The organism is Paraburkholderia sediminicola, assembly GCF_902859805.1.
Taxonomy (GTDB): domain Bacteria; phylum Pseudomonadota; class Gammaproteobacteria; order Burkholderiales; family Burkholderiaceae; genus Paraburkholderia; species Paraburkholderia sediminicola.
On sequence record NZ_CADIKC010000003.1, the window covers coordinates 410,595 to 425,564 of the forward strand.

The window sequence follows — 14,970 nt, forward strand, 5'->3', positions numbered from 1 at the left end:
TGAAATGAGCTATACGGCGCCCATCAAGGACATGCTGTTCGTGATGAAAGAACTGGCCGGTCTCGAAGATATTGCGACGCTGCCGGGCTTCGAAGACGCGAACCTCGACACGGCGCAAGCCGTCCTCGACGAATCGGCGAAACTGTGCGGCGAAGTGCTGGCGCCGCTGAATGTGGAAGGCGATCGCAATCCGAGCAGCTGGAAGGATGGCGTGGTCACCGCATCACCCGGTTTCAAGGATGCGTTCCGCCAGTTCGGCGAAGGCGGCTGGCAAGGCGTGCAACATCCGGTCGACTACGAAGGCCAGGGTCTGCCCAAGCTGATCGCCACGGCCTGTATCGAGATGCTGAACGCGTCGAACCTGTCGTTCGCGCTGTGTCCGCTGCTTACGGACGGCGCCATCGAGGCGCTGCTCACGGCGGGCAGCGAAGAGCAGAAACAAACCTATGTGCCCAAGCTGATTTCCGGCGAGTGGACCGGCACGATGAACCTGACCGAGCCGCAGGCCGGTTCAGATCTCGCGCTGGTACGCACGCGCGCCGAGCCGCAGGGCGATGGTTCGTTCAAGCTGTTCGGCACGAAGATTTTCATCACGTGGGGCGAGCACGACATGGCGAAGAATATCGCCCATCTCGTGCTGGCGCGCACGCCGAATGCACCGGAAGGTGTGAAGGGCATTTCGCTTTTCATCGTGCCGAAGTTTCTCATCAATGAAGACGGCTCGCTCGGTGAGCGTAACGACGTGCATTGCGTGTCGATTGAGCACAAGCTCGGCATCAAGGCTAGCCCGACCGCGGTGCTGCAATTCGGCGACCACGGCGGCGCGATCGGTCATCTGATCGGCGAAGAAAATCGCGGCCTCGAGTACATGTTCATCATGATGAACGCGGCGCGTTTCGCGGTGGGCATGCAAGGTGTTGCCGTGTCGGATCGTGCTTATCAGAAGGCTGTGGCGTATGCGAAGGATCGCGTGCAAAGCCGGCCGGTGGATGGCTCTGCGAAGCAATCGGTGGCGATCATTCAGCACCCGGATGTGCGCCGCATGCTCGCCACGATGCGCGGTCTTACCGAAGCGTCGCGCGCGCTGGCGTATGTCGCCGCGGCTCACTGCGATATCGCGCATCGTCATCCCGACGAAGCCAGGCGTGCCGAACATCAGGCCATCTACGAATACCTCGTGCCGATCGTGAAGGGCTGGAGCACGGAGCTGTCGATCGACGTGACGAGCCTCGGTGTGCAGGTGCATGGCGGCATGGGCTTCATCGAAGAAACCGGCGCCGCGCAGTACTACCGCGACGCGCGCATTCTGCCGATCTATGAAGGAACAACCGCGATCCAGGCCAACGATCTGATCGGCCGCAAGACCGTGCGTGACGGCGGCAAGGTGGCGAAGGCGCTGTTGGCCAGCGTGGCTGAAACGATCGAAGCACTCGGCGCGCAGCAAGGCGCTGCGTTCGATTCGATGAAAAAGTACCTGACGCAGGGTCATCGTTCGCTGAGCGCGGTGGTCGATTTCGTTGTCGCCAACACGAAGAGCGATCCGAACGCCGTGTTCGCCGGCAGCGTGCCGTATCTGAAACTGGCGGGCGTTGTGCTGGGCGGCTGGCAGATGGCGCGTGCGTTGCTAGTGGCGGCTGAAAAGCGCACTGAAGATCCGTCGTTCTATGGCGCGAAGATCGCCACCGCACAGTTCTATGCTGAGCATGTGCTGCCGCTGGCTTCGGCGTTGGAAGCCTCGATCGTCAGCGCGAAGGGTGGGGAGAGTGTGCTGGCGTTGTCGGACGATCAGTTCTGATGTTGCATTTCTGTCGAGCCAGGTAGTGGAGGCTCGCGCATAAAAAGACAAACGGCGCCCTGTTGGGCGCCGTTTGTCTTTGTCAGGCCAGTCCGTCTGAGATGAAGAACCGGCGCAACCGCTCGCGAAGCGTTAAAACATTAATTATTACGCACAAGCGTCTTACGCATAAGCCGGGCGATGTGCACCGCCGGTCTCGCCGAGATAGCGATGCACCGACAGATCATCCGCCTTGATTGCCGGCTGCTTGCTCGACATCACGTCGGCCAGCAGTTGACCCGAGCCGCACGACATCGTCCAGCCCAGCGTGCCGTGCCCCGTGTTCAGGAACAGGTTCGGCACGGGGGTGCGGCCGACGATCGGCGTGCCGTCCGGCGTCATCGGGCGCAGACCGGTCCAGAAGGTGGCCTTCGACGTATCGCCGCCGCCCGGGAACAGATCGTTCACGCACAGTTCCAGCGTTTCGCGGCGCGCCTGGCGTAGCGACTTGTCGAAGCCGACGATCTCCGCCATGCCGCCGACGCGAATCCGGTCGTCGAAACGCGTGATCGCGATCTTGTAGGTCTCGTCGAGCACTGTCGAAATCGGCGCGGACGCTTCGTTGACGATCGGCGCGGTGATCGAATAACCCTTGAGCGGGTAGACCGGAATTTTCACGAGGCCGGACAGGAATTTCGTCGAGTACGAACCGAGCGCGACGACGAACGAATCCGCACGCACCAGTTCATCGCCGCACTGCACGCCGGCGATACGGTCGCCCGCCATGGCGAGGGAGTCGATCGGCGTGTTGTAGCGGAATTTGACGCCCAGTTGCTCGGCCATCGCGGCGAGGCGCGTGGTGAACATCTGACAGTCGCCGGTTTCGTCGCCCGGCAGGCGCAGGCCGCCCGTCAGCTTGTGCGAAACCGCGGCGAGCGCCGGTTCGGCTTGCGCGAGTTCGGCAGGCGACAGCAGTTCATAGGGCACGTTCGCTTCCTGCAGCACGGCGATGTCTTTCGCGGCGCCGTCGAACTGCTGTTGCGTGCGGAACACCTGCAGCGTGCCGCCGGTACGGCCTTCGTACTGAATGCCGGTTTCGGCGCGCAGCGCTTGCAAGCAATCGCGGCTGTATTCGGCGAGGCGGACCATACGGCCCTTGTTCACCGCATAACGCGCCGACGTGCAGTTCTGCAGCATCTGCCACATCCATTGCAACTGGAATTGCGTGCCGTCGAGACGGATCGCCAGCGGCGCGTGTTTCTGGAACATCCATTTGACGGCCTTCAGCGGCACGCCCGGCGCGGCCCACGGCGACGCGTAGCCCGGCGAGATCTGGCCGGCATTGGCAAAGCTGGTTTCGAGCGCCGGGCCGGCCTCGCGGTCGATGACGGTCACTTCATGGCCGGCGCGCGCGAGGTAATAAGCACTCGTCACTCCGACAACGCCACTGCCCAAAACGACGACTCGCATAGCTGCTCCAGGATGTTCAATAAGAGGTCTGAGGACGGTGCGCTCGTCGATTCGTTTGAATTCGTTCGATTAACGAGGTGTAACGCGGATCGCCCAGTGATAACCGCTATACTATTAACAGTCAGGTAGGTTTTGTTATTGTATTTTCAAGATTTTCAGCAAAAACACCATGCGTACACAGCGCCAACCGATCCGGGCCCTCGACAAACTCGATCACAAGATCCTGCGGCTCCTGCAACAGGACGGCCGGATGGCGATGAAAGACCTCGCCGAGCAGGTCGGGCTGTCCGTCACGCCGTGCATCGAACGCGTCAAGCGGATGGAGCGCGACGGCGTGATCACCGGCTACCACGCGCGCGTGAACCCAGCCGAGCTGGGCGCGGCGCTGCTGGTATTTGTCGAGATCACGCTCGATCACAAGAGCGGCAACATGTTCGACCAGTTCCGCCGCGAGGTGCAGAAGATCCCCGAAGTGCTGGAGTGCCACCTCGTCTCGGGCGACTTCGACTATCTGATCAAGGCGCGCATCGGCGAAATGGCCGACTACCGGAAGCTGCTGGGGGACATCCTGCTGCAACTGCCCGGCGCGGTGCAGTCGAAGAGCTACGTGGTGATGGAAGAGATCAAGGAAACGCTGACGATTGCGGTTGGCGATTAGCTCGCGCGGGAGTCGCGTAGCTGGACTCGACAAACGGCGTAAACACTGTATATTTATACAGGTGTTTTACGCCGTTTTGCTTGCCGTCCTGCTTTTTGCGTGCTTCAGCCGTGACCGACTCCGACACCCACTCCGCCAACGAATTTCCGATTGCTCCGCCCACGCCTCGCAAGGGGCGGGGTGCAGTGACGAACCTGCAAGGCCGTTACGAAGTCGACCAGCGTGAAGTGGTGGACGACGGCTGGCTTGCGTCGCCGGAGGAAGACGGCGAACCCAAGGTCTTGCGCACGCAGGTTTTCGAAGAGCGGGCCAAGACCATCCTCACGCGCAACGCGTCGCCGGATATTCCGTTCAGCGTGTCGTTGAATCCGTATCGGGGCTGCGAACATGGCTGCATCTATTGCTTTGCGCGGCCTACGCATAGTTATCTGGGGTTGTCGCCGGGACTCGATTTCGAAAGCCGTATTTACGCGAAGATCAATGCGCCCGAATTGCTCGCGCGCGAGTTGTCGAAAAAGTCCTATGTGCCTGAGCCAATCGCGCTTGGCGTCAACACCGACGCCTGGCAACCCGTCGAGCGCGATCTGCGCCTCACGCGGCGCGTAGTCGAAGTGCTCAGCGAGTGCGGCCATCCGTTCGCGGCGATCACCAAATCGTCGCTGATTGAGCGGGATATCGATCTGCTTGCACCTATGGCGGCGCGCGGGCAGTTCATGGCGGCCATCACCATCACCACGTTGGACGCGGATATCGCGCGCACGCTTGAGCCGCGTGCGGCCACGCCGTCGCGTCGGTTGCGCACGATCCGTACGTTGAGCGAGGCGGGCATTCCGGTTGGCGTCAGCATCGCGCCGGTGATCCCGTTCGTCACGGAGCCGGACATGGAGCGCGTGCTGGAAGCGTGTGCGGAGGCAGGTGCAAGCAATGCGAGCTACATCGTGCTGCGTTTGCCGTGGGAGGTTGCGCCGCTCTTCAAGGATTGGCTCGCGGCGCATTTTCCTGATCGGGCTGACCGGGTGATGAGCCGCGTGCGCGATATGCGGGGCGGGAAGGACTATGACTCGAACTTCGCCACGCGAATGAAGGGAGAAGGTCTGTGGGCGGACCTGCTGAAGCAGCGCTTTCACAATGCTGTGCGCCGGCTCGGGCTAGACCGGCGCGATCGCGGCATTCTCGATATGTCGCATTTTCGCCGGGTTGAGCCGGTGCGCACCGAACCGCCGCCGCCCGACAATCCACAGTTGAGGCTTTTTTAGCGTGGCGCGCAGTGGGTCACTGCGAGAGTGCTTTGGCGGCCTGCACCTGACCTTCGAAGTAAGTCTGGAACGAGATCGCGAGGCCGGTCATCAGCAGGAATGCGCCGATCAGCAGCGAAAAGATCACGATGAAAATGACAGTCCAGCCAGAGCGGCTTTTACGCTGGGTTTGCGCGTTGAACTGTGCGTCCCATTTTTCATCCGGGCGCAGGCCGTAGACGATCGCGGCCAGAAAGGCGGAGAGCAGCGAAACGGCGCCGAAAAACGCGAGCACCCAGCCGAGCATCGAGGCCCGTTCGCTCGCCACTACCAGCATGGCGCCCGGAATTCCGATCAGCGTGCCGAGCAGGTGTGCCCAGCCGTAGATGTCGCGCATGCCGTACAGATAGAAGCGGTGGGCGCCGAGGCTGCCAAAGAAGAAGGCCAGCGCGGCGGTAAGCGTCTTGGATCTGAAATGCGAGGACGTCGAAGCAAGGGTGGACATGTAGGCGAGGGTAGAGTGACAGGCTGTCGAAAGGAGCGGGGCGCCGGTGCGCGGGCCGAGGCGCATTCTACGCCCGCGGCGCGCTTACGGCTAAGGTTGAGGCTAAGGCTAAGGCGCTGAATAGGTCACGCGATAGACCGCGCCGGCGTAGTCGTCGCTGATGAGGAGCGAGCCGTCGGGCATCGGTTGCACGTCGGCGGGGCGGCCCCATACCGATTCGCCAGGCTGGAGCCATCCTTCGGCAAAAACCTCCGGGTGCGCGTTGCTACCGTCCGGGTTGGTGATCACCCGCACGACGCGGTAGCCGACCTTCTTGCTGCGATTCCACGAGCCGTGTTCGGCGATAAAAATATTGTTGCGATAAGCGGCCGGAAACATCGAACCGCTGTAAAAGCGCATGCCGAGCGCGGCGACGTGCGCGCCGAGTTTGACAGCTGGCGGCGTGAAGGCGCTGCATGGATGGTCTTTGCCGAATTCGGGGTCGGGCGTGTCGCCGCCATGGCAGTACGGAAAGCCGAAGTCCATGCCGGCGCGCGGAGCGCGGTTGAGTTTGTCGTCCGGTACGTCGTCGCCCATCAGGTCGCGGCCGTTGTCGGTGAACCACAATTCGTGCGTCCCCGGATGCCACGCGAAGCCGACAGAGTTGCGAATGCCGCGCGCCACAACTTCGTAATGGCTGCCGTCCGGGTCCATACGGCCGATCATCCCAAAGCGGTCGCGGTCTTTCAGGCAGACGTTGCAGGGCGCGCCTTGCGGCACGTAGAGCTTGCCATCCGGGCCGAAAGCGATGAATTTCCAGCCATGATGGGTCTCTGTCGGCAGTGAGTCGGTGACGATGGCTGGCTTGGGCGGGTCATTCAGATGGGCGTCGATCGCGTCGAAGCGTAGAATTTTCGACACTGCTGAGATGTACAGCGTGCCGTCTCGCCATGCCACGCCCGCCGGCGTTTCCAGCCCGGAAGCGATTACATGGCGGGCCGTGACGCGCCCATTTTGCAACTCGAGCGCGTAGACGTGGCCGTCAAGGCTGCCTATATAAAGAATGCCCTTCGGCGAGAGTGCCATGGCCCGCGCGCTCGGCACGGCGTCCGAGAGGACCTCGATGTGGAAGCCGGGCGGCAGTTTGATGCGCTCGACCGGCAGCGCGGCCAGCGCCGGCAAGGCCATGGTGGCAAGCAACAACGCTGTGCCCATTCGCAGGGCCTGAACACGGACGGCGCGCAAAGAGCCTGTAATCGGCGAAAAGCCGGCAACTCGCCGAAAGACGGCGCGTGAAACGAAAAAAAACGCAGATGGCGGCAGGAGTTTCACGGGCGTTCCGTCAGGTAATTCGGGCGTTTCGGCGTGTTTCGAGGCCTTGGCACGTATGGCCGGCACAACCCCGTCGTGCAGTTTATCCCGGTAAGTGTTTGTTATGGCGTCGGTTTCCCGCTATAATCGCGTGTTTCAGTCGTTCCGAACCCCGGTTTTCAAGGATTCTAGTATGGTCATCATCCGCTTGGCTCGTGGCGGCTCCAAGAAGCGCCCGTTCTACAACATCGTCGCAACCGATTCGCGTAACCGTCGTGACGGCCGCTTCATCGAACGCGTTGGCTTCTACAACCCGGTCGCTACGAAGGGTGAGTCGCTGCGTATCGCTCAAGATCGCCTGACGTACTGGCAAGGTGTTGGCGCGCAACTGTCGCCGACCGTTCAGCGTCTCGTGAAAGAAGCGCAAAAGGCGCAGCCGGCTGCTTAATGGTAGCTAGCATGCGTATCGTCGTCGGTTCGGCCGGCGGCTCGCGCAGCTTGCGTGAGCAGTCCGATGCGCGAGTTTTGCTGAAGCAGACGTCGAAGTTGGCAGCGAGGTTCTCTTATGTCTGAACGTGATTCCGGCAATTCTGGTCGCGTAAAGGCAAAAGCGGCAGCCCCGCGCGCGAAGACGTCTGGTCAGGCGCCGTTCGGTGCATTCGTCCGCAAGCCGGTCGAAGCAGCCGAAGGGCAGGCGAAAGCCAAAGTTGCAAACGCCGCTTCCAGCGCAGCAGAAATGCGACCGGAAACGGTGGAAAGCTGGCCGGCCGATGCGGTCGAGGTCGGTGCAATCGTCGACGCTTACGGCCTCAAAGGCTGGGTCAAGGTGGCCGCGCATGCGGATGCCGGGCACGGCGGAGACGCATTGTTAAGCGCGAAGCGCTGGTGGTTGCTGAAAGGCCACGAGCGCAAATCGGCGCCGTCATTACAGGCAAAAACGCATAGCGACAGTATCGTTGCCCATCTGGGCGGCGTAGCTGACCGAGATGTGGCACTGGCACTGCGCGGCACGCGCGTCTATATCAGCCGCAGCGAATTTCCGGCCCTCGAGGCCGACGAATTCTACTGGGTCGACCTGCTCGGCCTGGATGTGGTGAACGTTGCCGGGGTCCACCTCGGCAAGGTTGCAGACATGATCGACAACGGTGCGCACTCGGTGTTGCGCATCGAATATCCGGATACCGACAAAAGCGGTAAGCCGGTCACCGGCGAGCGTTTGATCCCGTTCGTCGGCGTCTTTGTCAAAACGGTGGATCAGGCGGCGAAGCAGATCATCGTCGACTGGGAAACCGATTACTAAATAACTCGCTGACTGGAGAGAGCGATGCAGTTTGATGTCGTGACGCTCTTTCCTGACATGTTTCGTGCGCTGACCGACTGGGGTATCACCAGCCGTGCGGCGAAGCAGGAGCGCTACGGGTTGCGCACGTGGAATCCCCGCGATTTCACGACGGACAATTACCGCACAATCGACGATCGTCCCTACGGTGGCGGCCCCGGCATGGTCATGCTGGCCAAGCCTCTCGAAGACGCGATCGGCGCGGCGAAAGCGGCGCAGGCGGAGCAGGGCATCGGCGCGTCGCGCGTCGTGATGATGTCGCCGCAAGGCGCCACGCTGAATCACGATCGTGTCATGCAGTTCGCGGCCGAGCCCGGTCTGATCCTGTTGTGCGGGCGCTATGAAGCGATCGATCAGCGTTTGCTCGACCGTGTTGTCGACGAAGAGGTCAGTCTCGGCGACTTCGTGCTGTCAGGCGGCGAATTGCCGGCGATGGCGTTGATGGATGCCGTGGTGCGTCAGTTGCCCGGCGTGCTGAACGACTCGCAATCGGCGGTGCAGGATAGTTTCGTCGACGTGTTGCTGGATTGTCCGCATTACACGCGTCCGGAGGAATACGACGGCGTGCGTGTCCCTGATGTGCTGCTTGGCGGCCATCATGCGGAAATCGAAGCGTGGCGTCGGCGTGAAGCCTTGCGTAACACGTTGAACAAACGGCCCGATCTGATCGTGAAGGCCAGAAAGAACAAGATGTTGAGCCGTGCCGACGAGGCATGGCTTACGAGTCTCGCGAAGGAAGTGTCGAAGGCGTAAAGCCTTGGGCTTTCGAGCGGACATAGGCGGCGCCGCACATGCGTGTACGGCGCCAGATGTGAACCCATCCTCTATCGGGGCCGTAGCCGAACAGTTTTCTGTGAAGCAGGTACGAACGCCGACAAGATGGACATAGGAGTCAGTGATGAATCTGATTGCAATACTCGAGCAGGAAGAAATCGGCCGCGCCCTCGGCGAGAAGACCATCCCCGAATTCGCCCCCGGCGATACGGTGATCGTCAGCGTGAACGTGGTTGAAGGTACGCGTAAGCGTGTTCAGGCTTACGAAGGCGTTGTGATCGCCAAGCGTAACCGTGGTCTGAATTCGTCGTTCATCGTCCGCAAGATTTCGTCGGGCGAAGGCGTCGAGCGTACGTTCCAGACGTACTCGCCGCTGCTGGCAAGCATCGTCGTGAAGCGTCGTGGCGATGTGCGTCGTGCGAAGCTGTACTACCTGCGCGACCGTTCGGGCAAGTCGGCTCGAATCAAGGAAAAGCTGGTCGCCAAGAAAGACCGCGCTGCTCCGGAAGCGTAAAAGCTGTAAGAAAAAGCACCCCTCGCGGGTGCTTTTTTGTTTGCCAGGTCAAAATAGCGGAATGTCCCCTATCCGCTCATTCCGAGAGACCCGTTGATCCGCCCCGCCTTTGAGCCTGAAACTCTACCTGTCGAAGCGACGGGTGCCGATCTGCCACCGGTGGTTGCCGGGCGCCTGACGCCCGACGGTCTGCGTGCGCGCTTCGAGCAGCGTCTGAGTTGGGCGCCTGAGCCGATTATCGAAGCACCGTGGCGCGATCAGCATGTCGATCCGCGCGTTGCCGCTGTGCTGGTGCCGCTGGTCGTGCGCGACAATGGCCTCACCGTGCTCCTGACTCAACGTGCAGACCATCTGAACGACCACGCGGGCCAGGTGAGCTTTCCCGGCGGCCGTCATGAACCGTTCGACGCGGATGCAACCGCCACGGCGTTGCGCGAGGCGCAGGAAGAGGTTGGTCTCGATCCGTCGCGCGTTGAAATTCTCGGTGCGTTGCCCGACTATCTGACGGGCACCGGTTTTCGGGTGACGCCTGTGATCGGTCTGGTGCACCCACCCTTCACGTTGAAAGCGGATGCGTTCGAAGTGGCCGAAGTCTTCGAAGTGCCGCTCGCTTTCCTGATGAACCCCGCGCATCACGAAGAACGCGTGTTTCGTTACGAAGGCGGTCAGCGGCGCTTTTTCGCCATGCCCTATCCGCGGCCCGCGTCGGCGGAAGCTGAGGATCGCGAGGGGCAGGTGGGCGGCCACTATTTCATCTGGGGCGCGACGGCGGCGATGCTGCGCAACTTTTATCGCTTTCTCGCGGCTTGAATCGCCTCGGGTTGTGCACTTGTTGGGTGTTTGTCAACGTCCGTGCTCAGTGGCATCCGACCCTGTGCTATCGTTATAAAACAATCGTAAAAACTCGAAAAGCACGGCGCATCGCATGACTTTTTTCTCCGTATTGCTGGCTCTGATTATTGAACAGGTCCGCGCGCTGTCGCTGAACAATCCGGTGGCGGCATTGCTTCAATACCATGCGGAGTCGGCGGCGCACGGATTCGATGCCGGCAAGCCCAAGCACGGCTTGCTCGCGTGGCTGGTGGTGGTGGTGCCCTGGACGCTCGCCGTCGCGCTCATCTACTACGTGCTGTATCACATTCACTTTGCGCTGGCGTTCCTGTGGAACGTCGCGGTGCTGTACTTCACGCTCGGTTTCCGTCAGTTCAGCCATTACTTCACGGATATCCATCTCGCGTTGAATAACGACGACGTCCCGCGTGCGCGTGAAATCCTGAATGAATGGACCGGGCTCGATACCGTGGATATGCCCGTCAGCGAGATCGTGCGTCATACGCTGATTCACGCGGTGGTCGCTTCGCATCGGCATGTGTTCGGCGTGTTCTTCTGGTTCCTGATTCCGGTCGGGCCGGCGGGCGCGGTGCTGTATCGCATCGCCGAATATCTGGCGCGCACGTGGGCGCGGCCGGTCGACGATCGCACCGCGGCGTTTTCGAGCTTCGCGCAACGTGCTTTCTTCGTGATCGACTGGGTGCCGGCGCGGCTCACGTCGCTGGGCTTTGCGATTGTCGGCAATTTCGAAGACGCGATTTATGCGTGGCGCAACCATGCGCGTCAGTGGCCGGATGCGAACGACGGCGTGTTGCTGGCCGCAGGCAGCGGGGCGCTGGGTGCGCGTCTGAGTGGCCCGCTCGCGGAACAGTCGAGCCTCGACGCACTGGCTACCGGCGACGGCGGCCCGATGCAAGTCGGCGACGACTGCACGCCGCGCACGCTCCAATCTGCGGTGGGTCTCGTGTGGCGTGCGGTGGTGCTGTGGATGATTCTGCTGTTGATGTTGACGATCGCGGTCTGGCTTGCCTGATGCAACTCGCTTGAGCCAGAGCGCGCGGCTAACGCAACGTAGGGCAACCTAGACCAACTTAGAAAAAAGCCGGGTATTAAACCCGGCTTTTTTTATTGCTCATGCCGCGGTAGTTTTACCGCTCGGAAGCTGAGTGCGGGCCGTTTCAACGTCTATCATCCGCGCCCGAACCATTTAACCGACCAACCGGGGCGGGCAACCACTTCACCCATCCAGCGGATCCCGAGCCGTCCCACACTGCCAGCACACCGTGAACTGCGCCTCAAGCGTCTCCCCACACTGGCGGCATTGCCACGAAGGCGCACCCGCAGCGGGTCCATGCGAAGCCGCGTCGATCAACCGCCGCGCCATCCCCTCATCGCGCTCGTCCACAAGCCACAGCTCCGGCGCGCACTGATCCGCCGGAATCTCGCCGAGCGCGCCGTTCAGATAACGGTTATGCAACTCGCAAGCGATCCCCGCCGTCTCCAGCACATTGACCCAATGCTGTCCGATGATCAGATTCGGCGCGCGCATCAATTTCATCGTGAACCCAAGGTTTGGCTGCCGCGCGCGTTAGCGCACGATCTGGCTGGCTTCGTGCACCAGTTGCGCATACAGGGCATGACGTTCGCGCCGGATGCTGCCATCGGCGACCGCTTCGAGAATCGCACAGCCCGGCTCCTGCAAGTGATGGCAGTTGTAGAAGCGGCAGTTCGGCAGCAACGGCCGGAACTCGGGAAAAGCGCGTTCGAGCCGGCCTTCGGTCAGATGATGCAGGCCGAATTCCTGGAAGCCCGGCGAATCGATCAGCGCGCCGCCGTCGGCGCCAGGCAAAGGGTAGAGTCGCGTGAAGGTGGTGGTGTGCCGGCCGCTGTTCAACGCGGTCGAAATTTCGCGCGTCGCGACTTCGGCATCCGGGATCAGCAGATTCACCAGCGTCGATTTGCCCATGCCCGACTGTCCGAGCAGCAGCGTCGAGTGACCTTGCAGATGCTCGAGCAAAGCGGGTCGCGCGGCGTCAGGCTGCGTCTTGATCGAGACTTCGACGACGGTGTAGCCAAGCGCACGGTATGGCTCGAGCCGCTTGCGCGCACCCTCCAGCGCGCCGGTCACGTCGATCTTGTTCAGCACGATCAACGGCTTCAGTTCATTCGCCTCCGCGGCGACGAGCGCGCGGCCAAGCAGGTCTTCACTGAAATGCGGTTCGGTCGCGAGCACGATCAGCAACTGGTCGAGATTCGCGGCAAACAGTTTCGACTTGTACTGATCCGAGCGATACAGCAGATTGCGCCGCTCGCCGATCTCGACGATCACACCCTGATCGGCCGAAGTCGGCTCGTAAATCACGCGGTCGCCGACCGCTACTTCGCTGCGCTTGCCGCGCGGGAAGCACTGGAGCATCGGACTGCCGTCTTCCGGCGCGACCAGGTAGTGCCGCCCATGAGCGGCAATCACCAGGCCGCCTACGCGCGTGCTGGACGGCGCGCGCGGCGCTTTCGGGGAGCGGCCGCTCATGCGTGCCGCAGCAGGCGGTCGATCCGCTGCGACGCCGGCGGATGCGAGTAATAGAAGGCGGTGTAGAGCGGATCGGGCGTCAGGGTCGACGCGTTGTCTTCATAGAGCTTGACGAGCGCGTTGACGAGGTCTTGCGCATCAGTTTGCGTCGCGGCGAAGGCATCGGCCTCGAACTCGTGCTTGCGTGAGCTAAGGCTGCCGAGCGGCGTGACGAAGAACAGGAACACCGGCAGTGCGAGGAAGAACAGCACCAGCGCGAGACCGCTATTGCCGCCGATCAGCGAGGGCCGCACGCCCAGTCCTTCATAGAACCAGACGCATTGCGTCAGCCAGCCGAGCAGGGCGAGCATCACGAGGCTGATCGCGAACATGACGACCATCCGTTTGATCACGTGACGACGCTTGAAGTGGCCGAGTTCGTGTGCGAGCACCGCTTCGATCTCGTTGCCCGACAGTCGCGCGAGCAGCGTGTCGAAGAAGACGATCCGTTTGGCCGCGCCGAAGCCGGTGAAATACGCATTGCCGTGCGCCGAACGGCGGCTGCCGTCCATCACGAACAGGCCCTTGGCGGCGAAGCCGCAGCGCTTCATCAGCGCTTCGATGCGGCTTTTCAGCGCTTCGTCCTTGAGCGGCTCGAACTTGTTGAAGAGCGGGGCGATAAACGACGGATACAGCACCAGCACGAGCAACTGGAACGCGACCCAGACGATCCACGTCCACAGCCACCACAGGCTGCCCGCCTGGTTCATCAGCCACAGCACGACGAACAGTAGCGGCAGACCGAACGCGGCGCCGAGCAGGACGCCTTTGAGACGGTCGAGGAAGAAAATGCCCTTGCTCATGCGGTTGAAGCCGAAGCGTTGCTCGACCACGAATTGCCGGTAGTACTCGAACGGCAGATCGATCACGCTGGTGATCGCGATCACTGCCGCGACCAGCGCGATCTGGCCGGCGTAGCCGCGGCCCAGCCAGTCTGAGATCGCCAGGTCGAGTGACTGAACGCCGCCCAGCAGCGTCAGCCCGATCAGCACGGCCGCGCCGACAACGATCTCGATCATCGTCAACCGCGTGCGTTCGACGGTGTAGTCCGCGGCGCGCTGATGCGCGGTGAGCGCGATGGTGCCGGCAAACTGGCTCGGCACCTGCTCGCGATGGCCGGCGACGAAGCGGATCTGCCGCGACGCGAGCCACAGCTTGGTGCCGACCATCGCCACGACGGCGACGACGAACAGAACAGTGAAGTACAGGGTAGGCATCCGGGGATTCCGTGGTATCTATGCGAGAATTATATGTTTCTTCCCGCCTGGCGGCGGGGGGATAAGATCAAACCCGGCTTAAACCAATCTCATACGAACATTCGCCGCGGCATGCGCGCTTCCGGAGAAGCGCGTCTGCGCGGCCATCAGGGCTGCCTTCATGACTGACATCCTCGCCTCCACCGAACAGCCGCCGCTCGTGCGCAGCGACATGAATCTCGTCTGGCTGGACATGGAAATGACCGGGCTCGAACCGGATACCGACCGCATCATCGAAATCGCGGTGGTCGTGACGAATTCGACACTCGACCGCCTGGTCGAAGGGCCGGTGCTGGCGATTCATCAGAGCGACGAAACGCTCGCCAAAATGGATCAGTGGAACCAGAACACGCATGGCCGCTCGGGGCTGATCGACCGCGTGAAGGCGTCGACGGTGAGCGAAGCCGAGGCCACGGAACAGATTCGCGACTTTCTTAGCGCGTATGTACCGCCGGGCAAATCGCCGATGTGCGGCAACTCGATCTGCCAGGACCGCCGCTTCATGGCGCGCTGGATGCCGGATCTGGAACGCTTCTTCCATTACCGCAATCTCGACGTCAGCACGCTGAAGGAATTGTGCCGCCGCTGGCAGCCGGCGATCTACAAGGGCTTCCAGAAACGCGCCATGCACACGGCGCTGGCCGACATCCATGAATCGATCGACGAGCTGAAGTACTACCGCGAGCACTTCCTGATTCCGACGGCGCCGGAAGCGCCGGCGGCGGAGTAACGCTGCTGCGGCTGCGGAGGCGCTG

16 protein-coding genes are annotated in these 14,970 nt (G+C 61.9%); 10 read left to right on the forward strand and 6 right to left on the reverse strand.

The window, feature by feature from the left end:
• Nucleotides 1-4: 4 nt before the first annotated feature.
• Nucleotides 5-1,795: an acyl-CoA dehydrogenase gene (locus R8871_RS14175; RefSeq protein ID WP_175051021.1), complete on the forward strand. Its 1,791-nt coding sequence runs from the start codon at nucleotides 5-7 to the stop codon at nucleotides 1,793-1,795.
• A gap of 162 nt (nucleotides 1,796-1,957) precedes the next feature.
• On the opposite strand, the gene R8871_RS14180 is transcribed toward R8871_RS14175, so the two are convergent.
• A complete protein-coding gene (locus R8871_RS14180; RefSeq protein WP_175051022.1) occupies nucleotides 1,958-3,244 on the reverse strand; it encodes a D-amino acid dehydrogenase in 1,287 nt (428 codons plus the stop codon).
• Between the two features lie 169 nt (nucleotides 3,245-3,413).
• Here R8871_RS14180 and R8871_RS14185 point away from each other — a divergent pair, with 169 nt between their 5' ends.
• Together R8871_RS14185 and R8871_RS14190 are read left to right on the forward strand one after the other, a co-directional pair.
• Complete coding sequence (locus tag R8871_RS14185) at nucleotides 3,414-3,902, forward strand: Lrp/AsnC ligand binding domain-containing protein (RefSeq protein WP_054036112.1); 489 nt, start codon at nucleotides 3,414-3,416, stop codon at nucleotides 3,900-3,902.
• Nucleotides 3,903-4,012: 110 nt separating this feature from the next.
• The gene (locus tag R8871_RS14190) at nucleotides 4,013-5,158 is read left to right on the forward strand and encodes a PA0069 family radical SAM protein (protein WP_175051023.1); all 1,146 of its coding nucleotides are present in this window, start codon (nucleotides 4,013-4,015) and stop codon (nucleotides 5,156-5,158) included.
• Nucleotides 5,159-5,174: 16 nt separating this feature from the next.
• Here R8871_RS14190 and R8871_RS14195 read toward each other — a convergent pair whose 3' ends face one another.
• Together R8871_RS14195 and R8871_RS14200 are read right to left on the reverse strand one after the other, a co-directional pair.
• Nucleotides 5,175-5,642, reverse strand: coding sequence for an NINE protein (locus R8871_RS14195; RefSeq protein WP_175051024.1), 468 nt, complete (start codon nucleotides 5,640-5,642; stop codon nucleotides 5,175-5,177).
• Nucleotides 5,643-5,750: 108 nt separating this feature from the next.
• Complete coding sequence (locus tag R8871_RS14200; RefSeq protein WP_407673156.1) at nucleotides 5,751-6,953, reverse strand: PQQ-dependent sugar dehydrogenase; 1,203 nt, start codon at nucleotides 6,951-6,953, stop codon at nucleotides 5,751-5,753.
• A 172-nt stretch (nucleotides 6,954-7,125) separates the two neighbouring features.
• Here R8871_RS14200 and rpsP point away from each other — a divergent pair, with 172 nt between their 5' ends.
• The 6 genes from rpsP to R8871_RS14230 all read left to right on the forward strand — a co-directional run bounded on the left by rpsP (nucleotide 7,126) and on the right by R8871_RS14230 (nucleotide 11,423).
• On the forward strand, nucleotides 7,126-7,380 hold the full coding sequence (gene rpsP / locus R8871_RS14205; RefSeq protein WP_006476550.1) for a 30S ribosomal protein S16: 255 nt from the start codon (nucleotides 7,126-7,128) through the stop codon (nucleotides 7,378-7,380).
• 117 nt (nucleotides 7,381-7,497) lie between these two features.
• Nucleotides 7,498-8,232: a ribosome maturation factor RimM gene (gene rimM, locus R8871_RS14210; RefSeq protein ID WP_175051025.1), complete on the forward strand. Its 735-nt coding sequence runs from the start codon at nucleotides 7,498-7,500 to the stop codon at nucleotides 8,230-8,232.
• A 24-nt stretch (nucleotides 8,233-8,256) separates the two neighbouring features.
• The gene (trmD, locus tag R8871_RS14215) at nucleotides 8,257-9,024 is read left to right on the forward strand and encodes a tRNA (guanosine(37)-N1)-methyltransferase TrmD (RefSeq protein ID WP_054036120.1); all 768 of its coding nucleotides are present in this window, start codon (nucleotides 8,257-8,259) and stop codon (nucleotides 9,022-9,024) included.
• A gap of 145 nt (nucleotides 9,025-9,169) precedes the next feature.
• Nucleotides 9,170-9,559 carry a 50S ribosomal protein L19 gene (gene rplS, locus R8871_RS14220; RefSeq protein ID WP_012433948.1) on the forward strand — a complete coding sequence of 130 codons (390 nt, stop codon included), beginning with the start codon at nucleotides 9,170-9,172 and terminating at the stop codon, nucleotides 9,557-9,559.
• Between the two features lie 93 nt (nucleotides 9,560-9,652).
• On the forward strand, nucleotides 9,653-10,369 hold the full coding sequence (locus tag R8871_RS14225) for a CoA pyrophosphatase (protein WP_175051026.1): 717 nt from the start codon (nucleotides 9,653-9,655) through the stop codon (nucleotides 10,367-10,369).
• Between the two features lie 115 nt (nucleotides 10,370-10,484).
• On the forward strand, nucleotides 10,485-11,423 hold the full coding sequence (locus R8871_RS14230) for a CobD/CbiB family protein (protein WP_175051027.1): 939 nt from the start codon (nucleotides 10,485-10,487) through the stop codon (nucleotides 11,421-11,423).
• Between the two features lie 204 nt (nucleotides 11,424-11,627).
• On the opposite strand, the gene R8871_RS14235 is transcribed toward R8871_RS14230, so the two are convergent.
• Genes R8871_RS14235 through R8871_RS14245 form a run of 3 tightly spaced genes read right to left on the reverse strand, consistent with a single transcriptional unit; the run spans nucleotide 11,628 to nucleotide 14,176 of the window.
• On the reverse strand, nucleotides 11,628-11,948 hold the full coding sequence (locus R8871_RS14235) for a putative signal transducing protein (protein ID WP_175051028.1): 321 nt from the start codon (nucleotides 11,946-11,948) through the stop codon (nucleotides 11,628-11,630).
• A gap of 30 nt (nucleotides 11,949-11,978) precedes the next feature.
• A complete protein-coding gene (gene rsgA / locus R8871_RS14240; RefSeq protein WP_175051029.1) occupies nucleotides 11,979-12,920 on the reverse strand; it encodes a ribosome small subunit-dependent GTPase A in 942 nt (313 codons plus the stop codon).
• Nucleotides 12,917-14,176, reverse strand: a complete 1,260-nt coding sequence (locus R8871_RS14245) for a M48 family metallopeptidase (protein WP_175051030.1) — start codon at nucleotides 14,174-14,176, stop codon at nucleotides 12,917-12,919. The genes rsgA and R8871_RS14245 overlap by 4 nt, the downstream gene beginning before the upstream one ends.
• A 160-nt stretch (nucleotides 14,177-14,336) precedes the next feature.
• Between R8871_RS14245 and orn the strand changes: the two genes are divergently transcribed.
• Nucleotides 14,337-14,945, forward strand: coding sequence for an oligoribonuclease (orn, locus tag R8871_RS14250; protein WP_175051031.1), 609 nt, complete (start codon nucleotides 14,337-14,339; stop codon nucleotides 14,943-14,945).
• Nucleotides 14,946-14,970 lie beyond the last annotated feature (25 nt).

Bases quoted from the DNA above. Each gene is read 5' to 3' on its own strand.
- R8871_RS14175 (WP_175051021.1), top strand. From the start codon at position 5: ATGAGCTATACGGCGCCCATCAAGGACATGCTGTTCGTGATGAAAGAA.
- R8871_RS14180 (WP_175051022.1), bottom strand. From the start codon at position 3,244: ATGCGAGTCGTCGTTTTGGGCAGTGGCGTTGTCGGAGTGACGAGTGCT.
- R8871_RS14185 (WP_054036112.1), top strand. From the start codon at position 3,414: ATGCGTACACAGCGCCAACCGATCCGGGCCCTCGACAAACTCGATCAC.
- R8871_RS14195 (WP_175051024.1), bottom strand. From the start codon at position 5,642: ATGTCCACCCTTGCTTCGACGTCCTCGCATTTCAGATCCAAGACGCTT.
- rpsP (WP_006476550.1), top strand. From the start codon at position 7,126: ATGGTCATCATCCGCTTGGCTCGTGGCGGCTCCAAGAAGCGCCCGTTC.
- rimM (WP_175051025.1), top strand. From the start codon at position 7,498: ATGTCTGAACGTGATTCCGGCAATTCTGGTCGCGTAAAGGCAAAAGCG.
- trmD (WP_054036120.1), top strand. From the start codon at position 8,257: ATGCAGTTTGATGTCGTGACGCTCTTTCCTGACATGTTTCGTGCGCTG.
- rplS (WP_012433948.1), top strand. From the start codon at position 9,170: ATGAATCTGATTGCAATACTCGAGCAGGAAGAAATCGGCCGCGCCCTC.
- R8871_RS14230 (WP_175051027.1), top strand. From the start codon at position 10,485: ATGACTTTTTTCTCCGTATTGCTGGCTCTGATTATTGAACAGGTCCGC.
- R8871_RS14235 (WP_175051028.1), bottom strand. From the start codon at position 11,948: ATGAAATTGATGCGCGCGCCGAATCTGATCATCGGACAGCATTGGGTC.
- rsgA (WP_175051029.1), bottom strand. From the start codon at position 12,920: ATGAGCGGCCGCTCCCCGAAAGCGCCGCGCGCGCCGTCCAGCACGCGC.
- R8871_RS14245 (WP_175051030.1), bottom strand. From the start codon at position 14,176: ATGCCTACCCTGTACTTCACTGTTCTGTTCGTCGTCGCCGTCGTGGCG.
- orn (WP_175051031.1), top strand. From the start codon at position 14,337: ATGACTGACATCCTCGCCTCCACCGAACAGCCGCCGCTCGTGCGCAGC.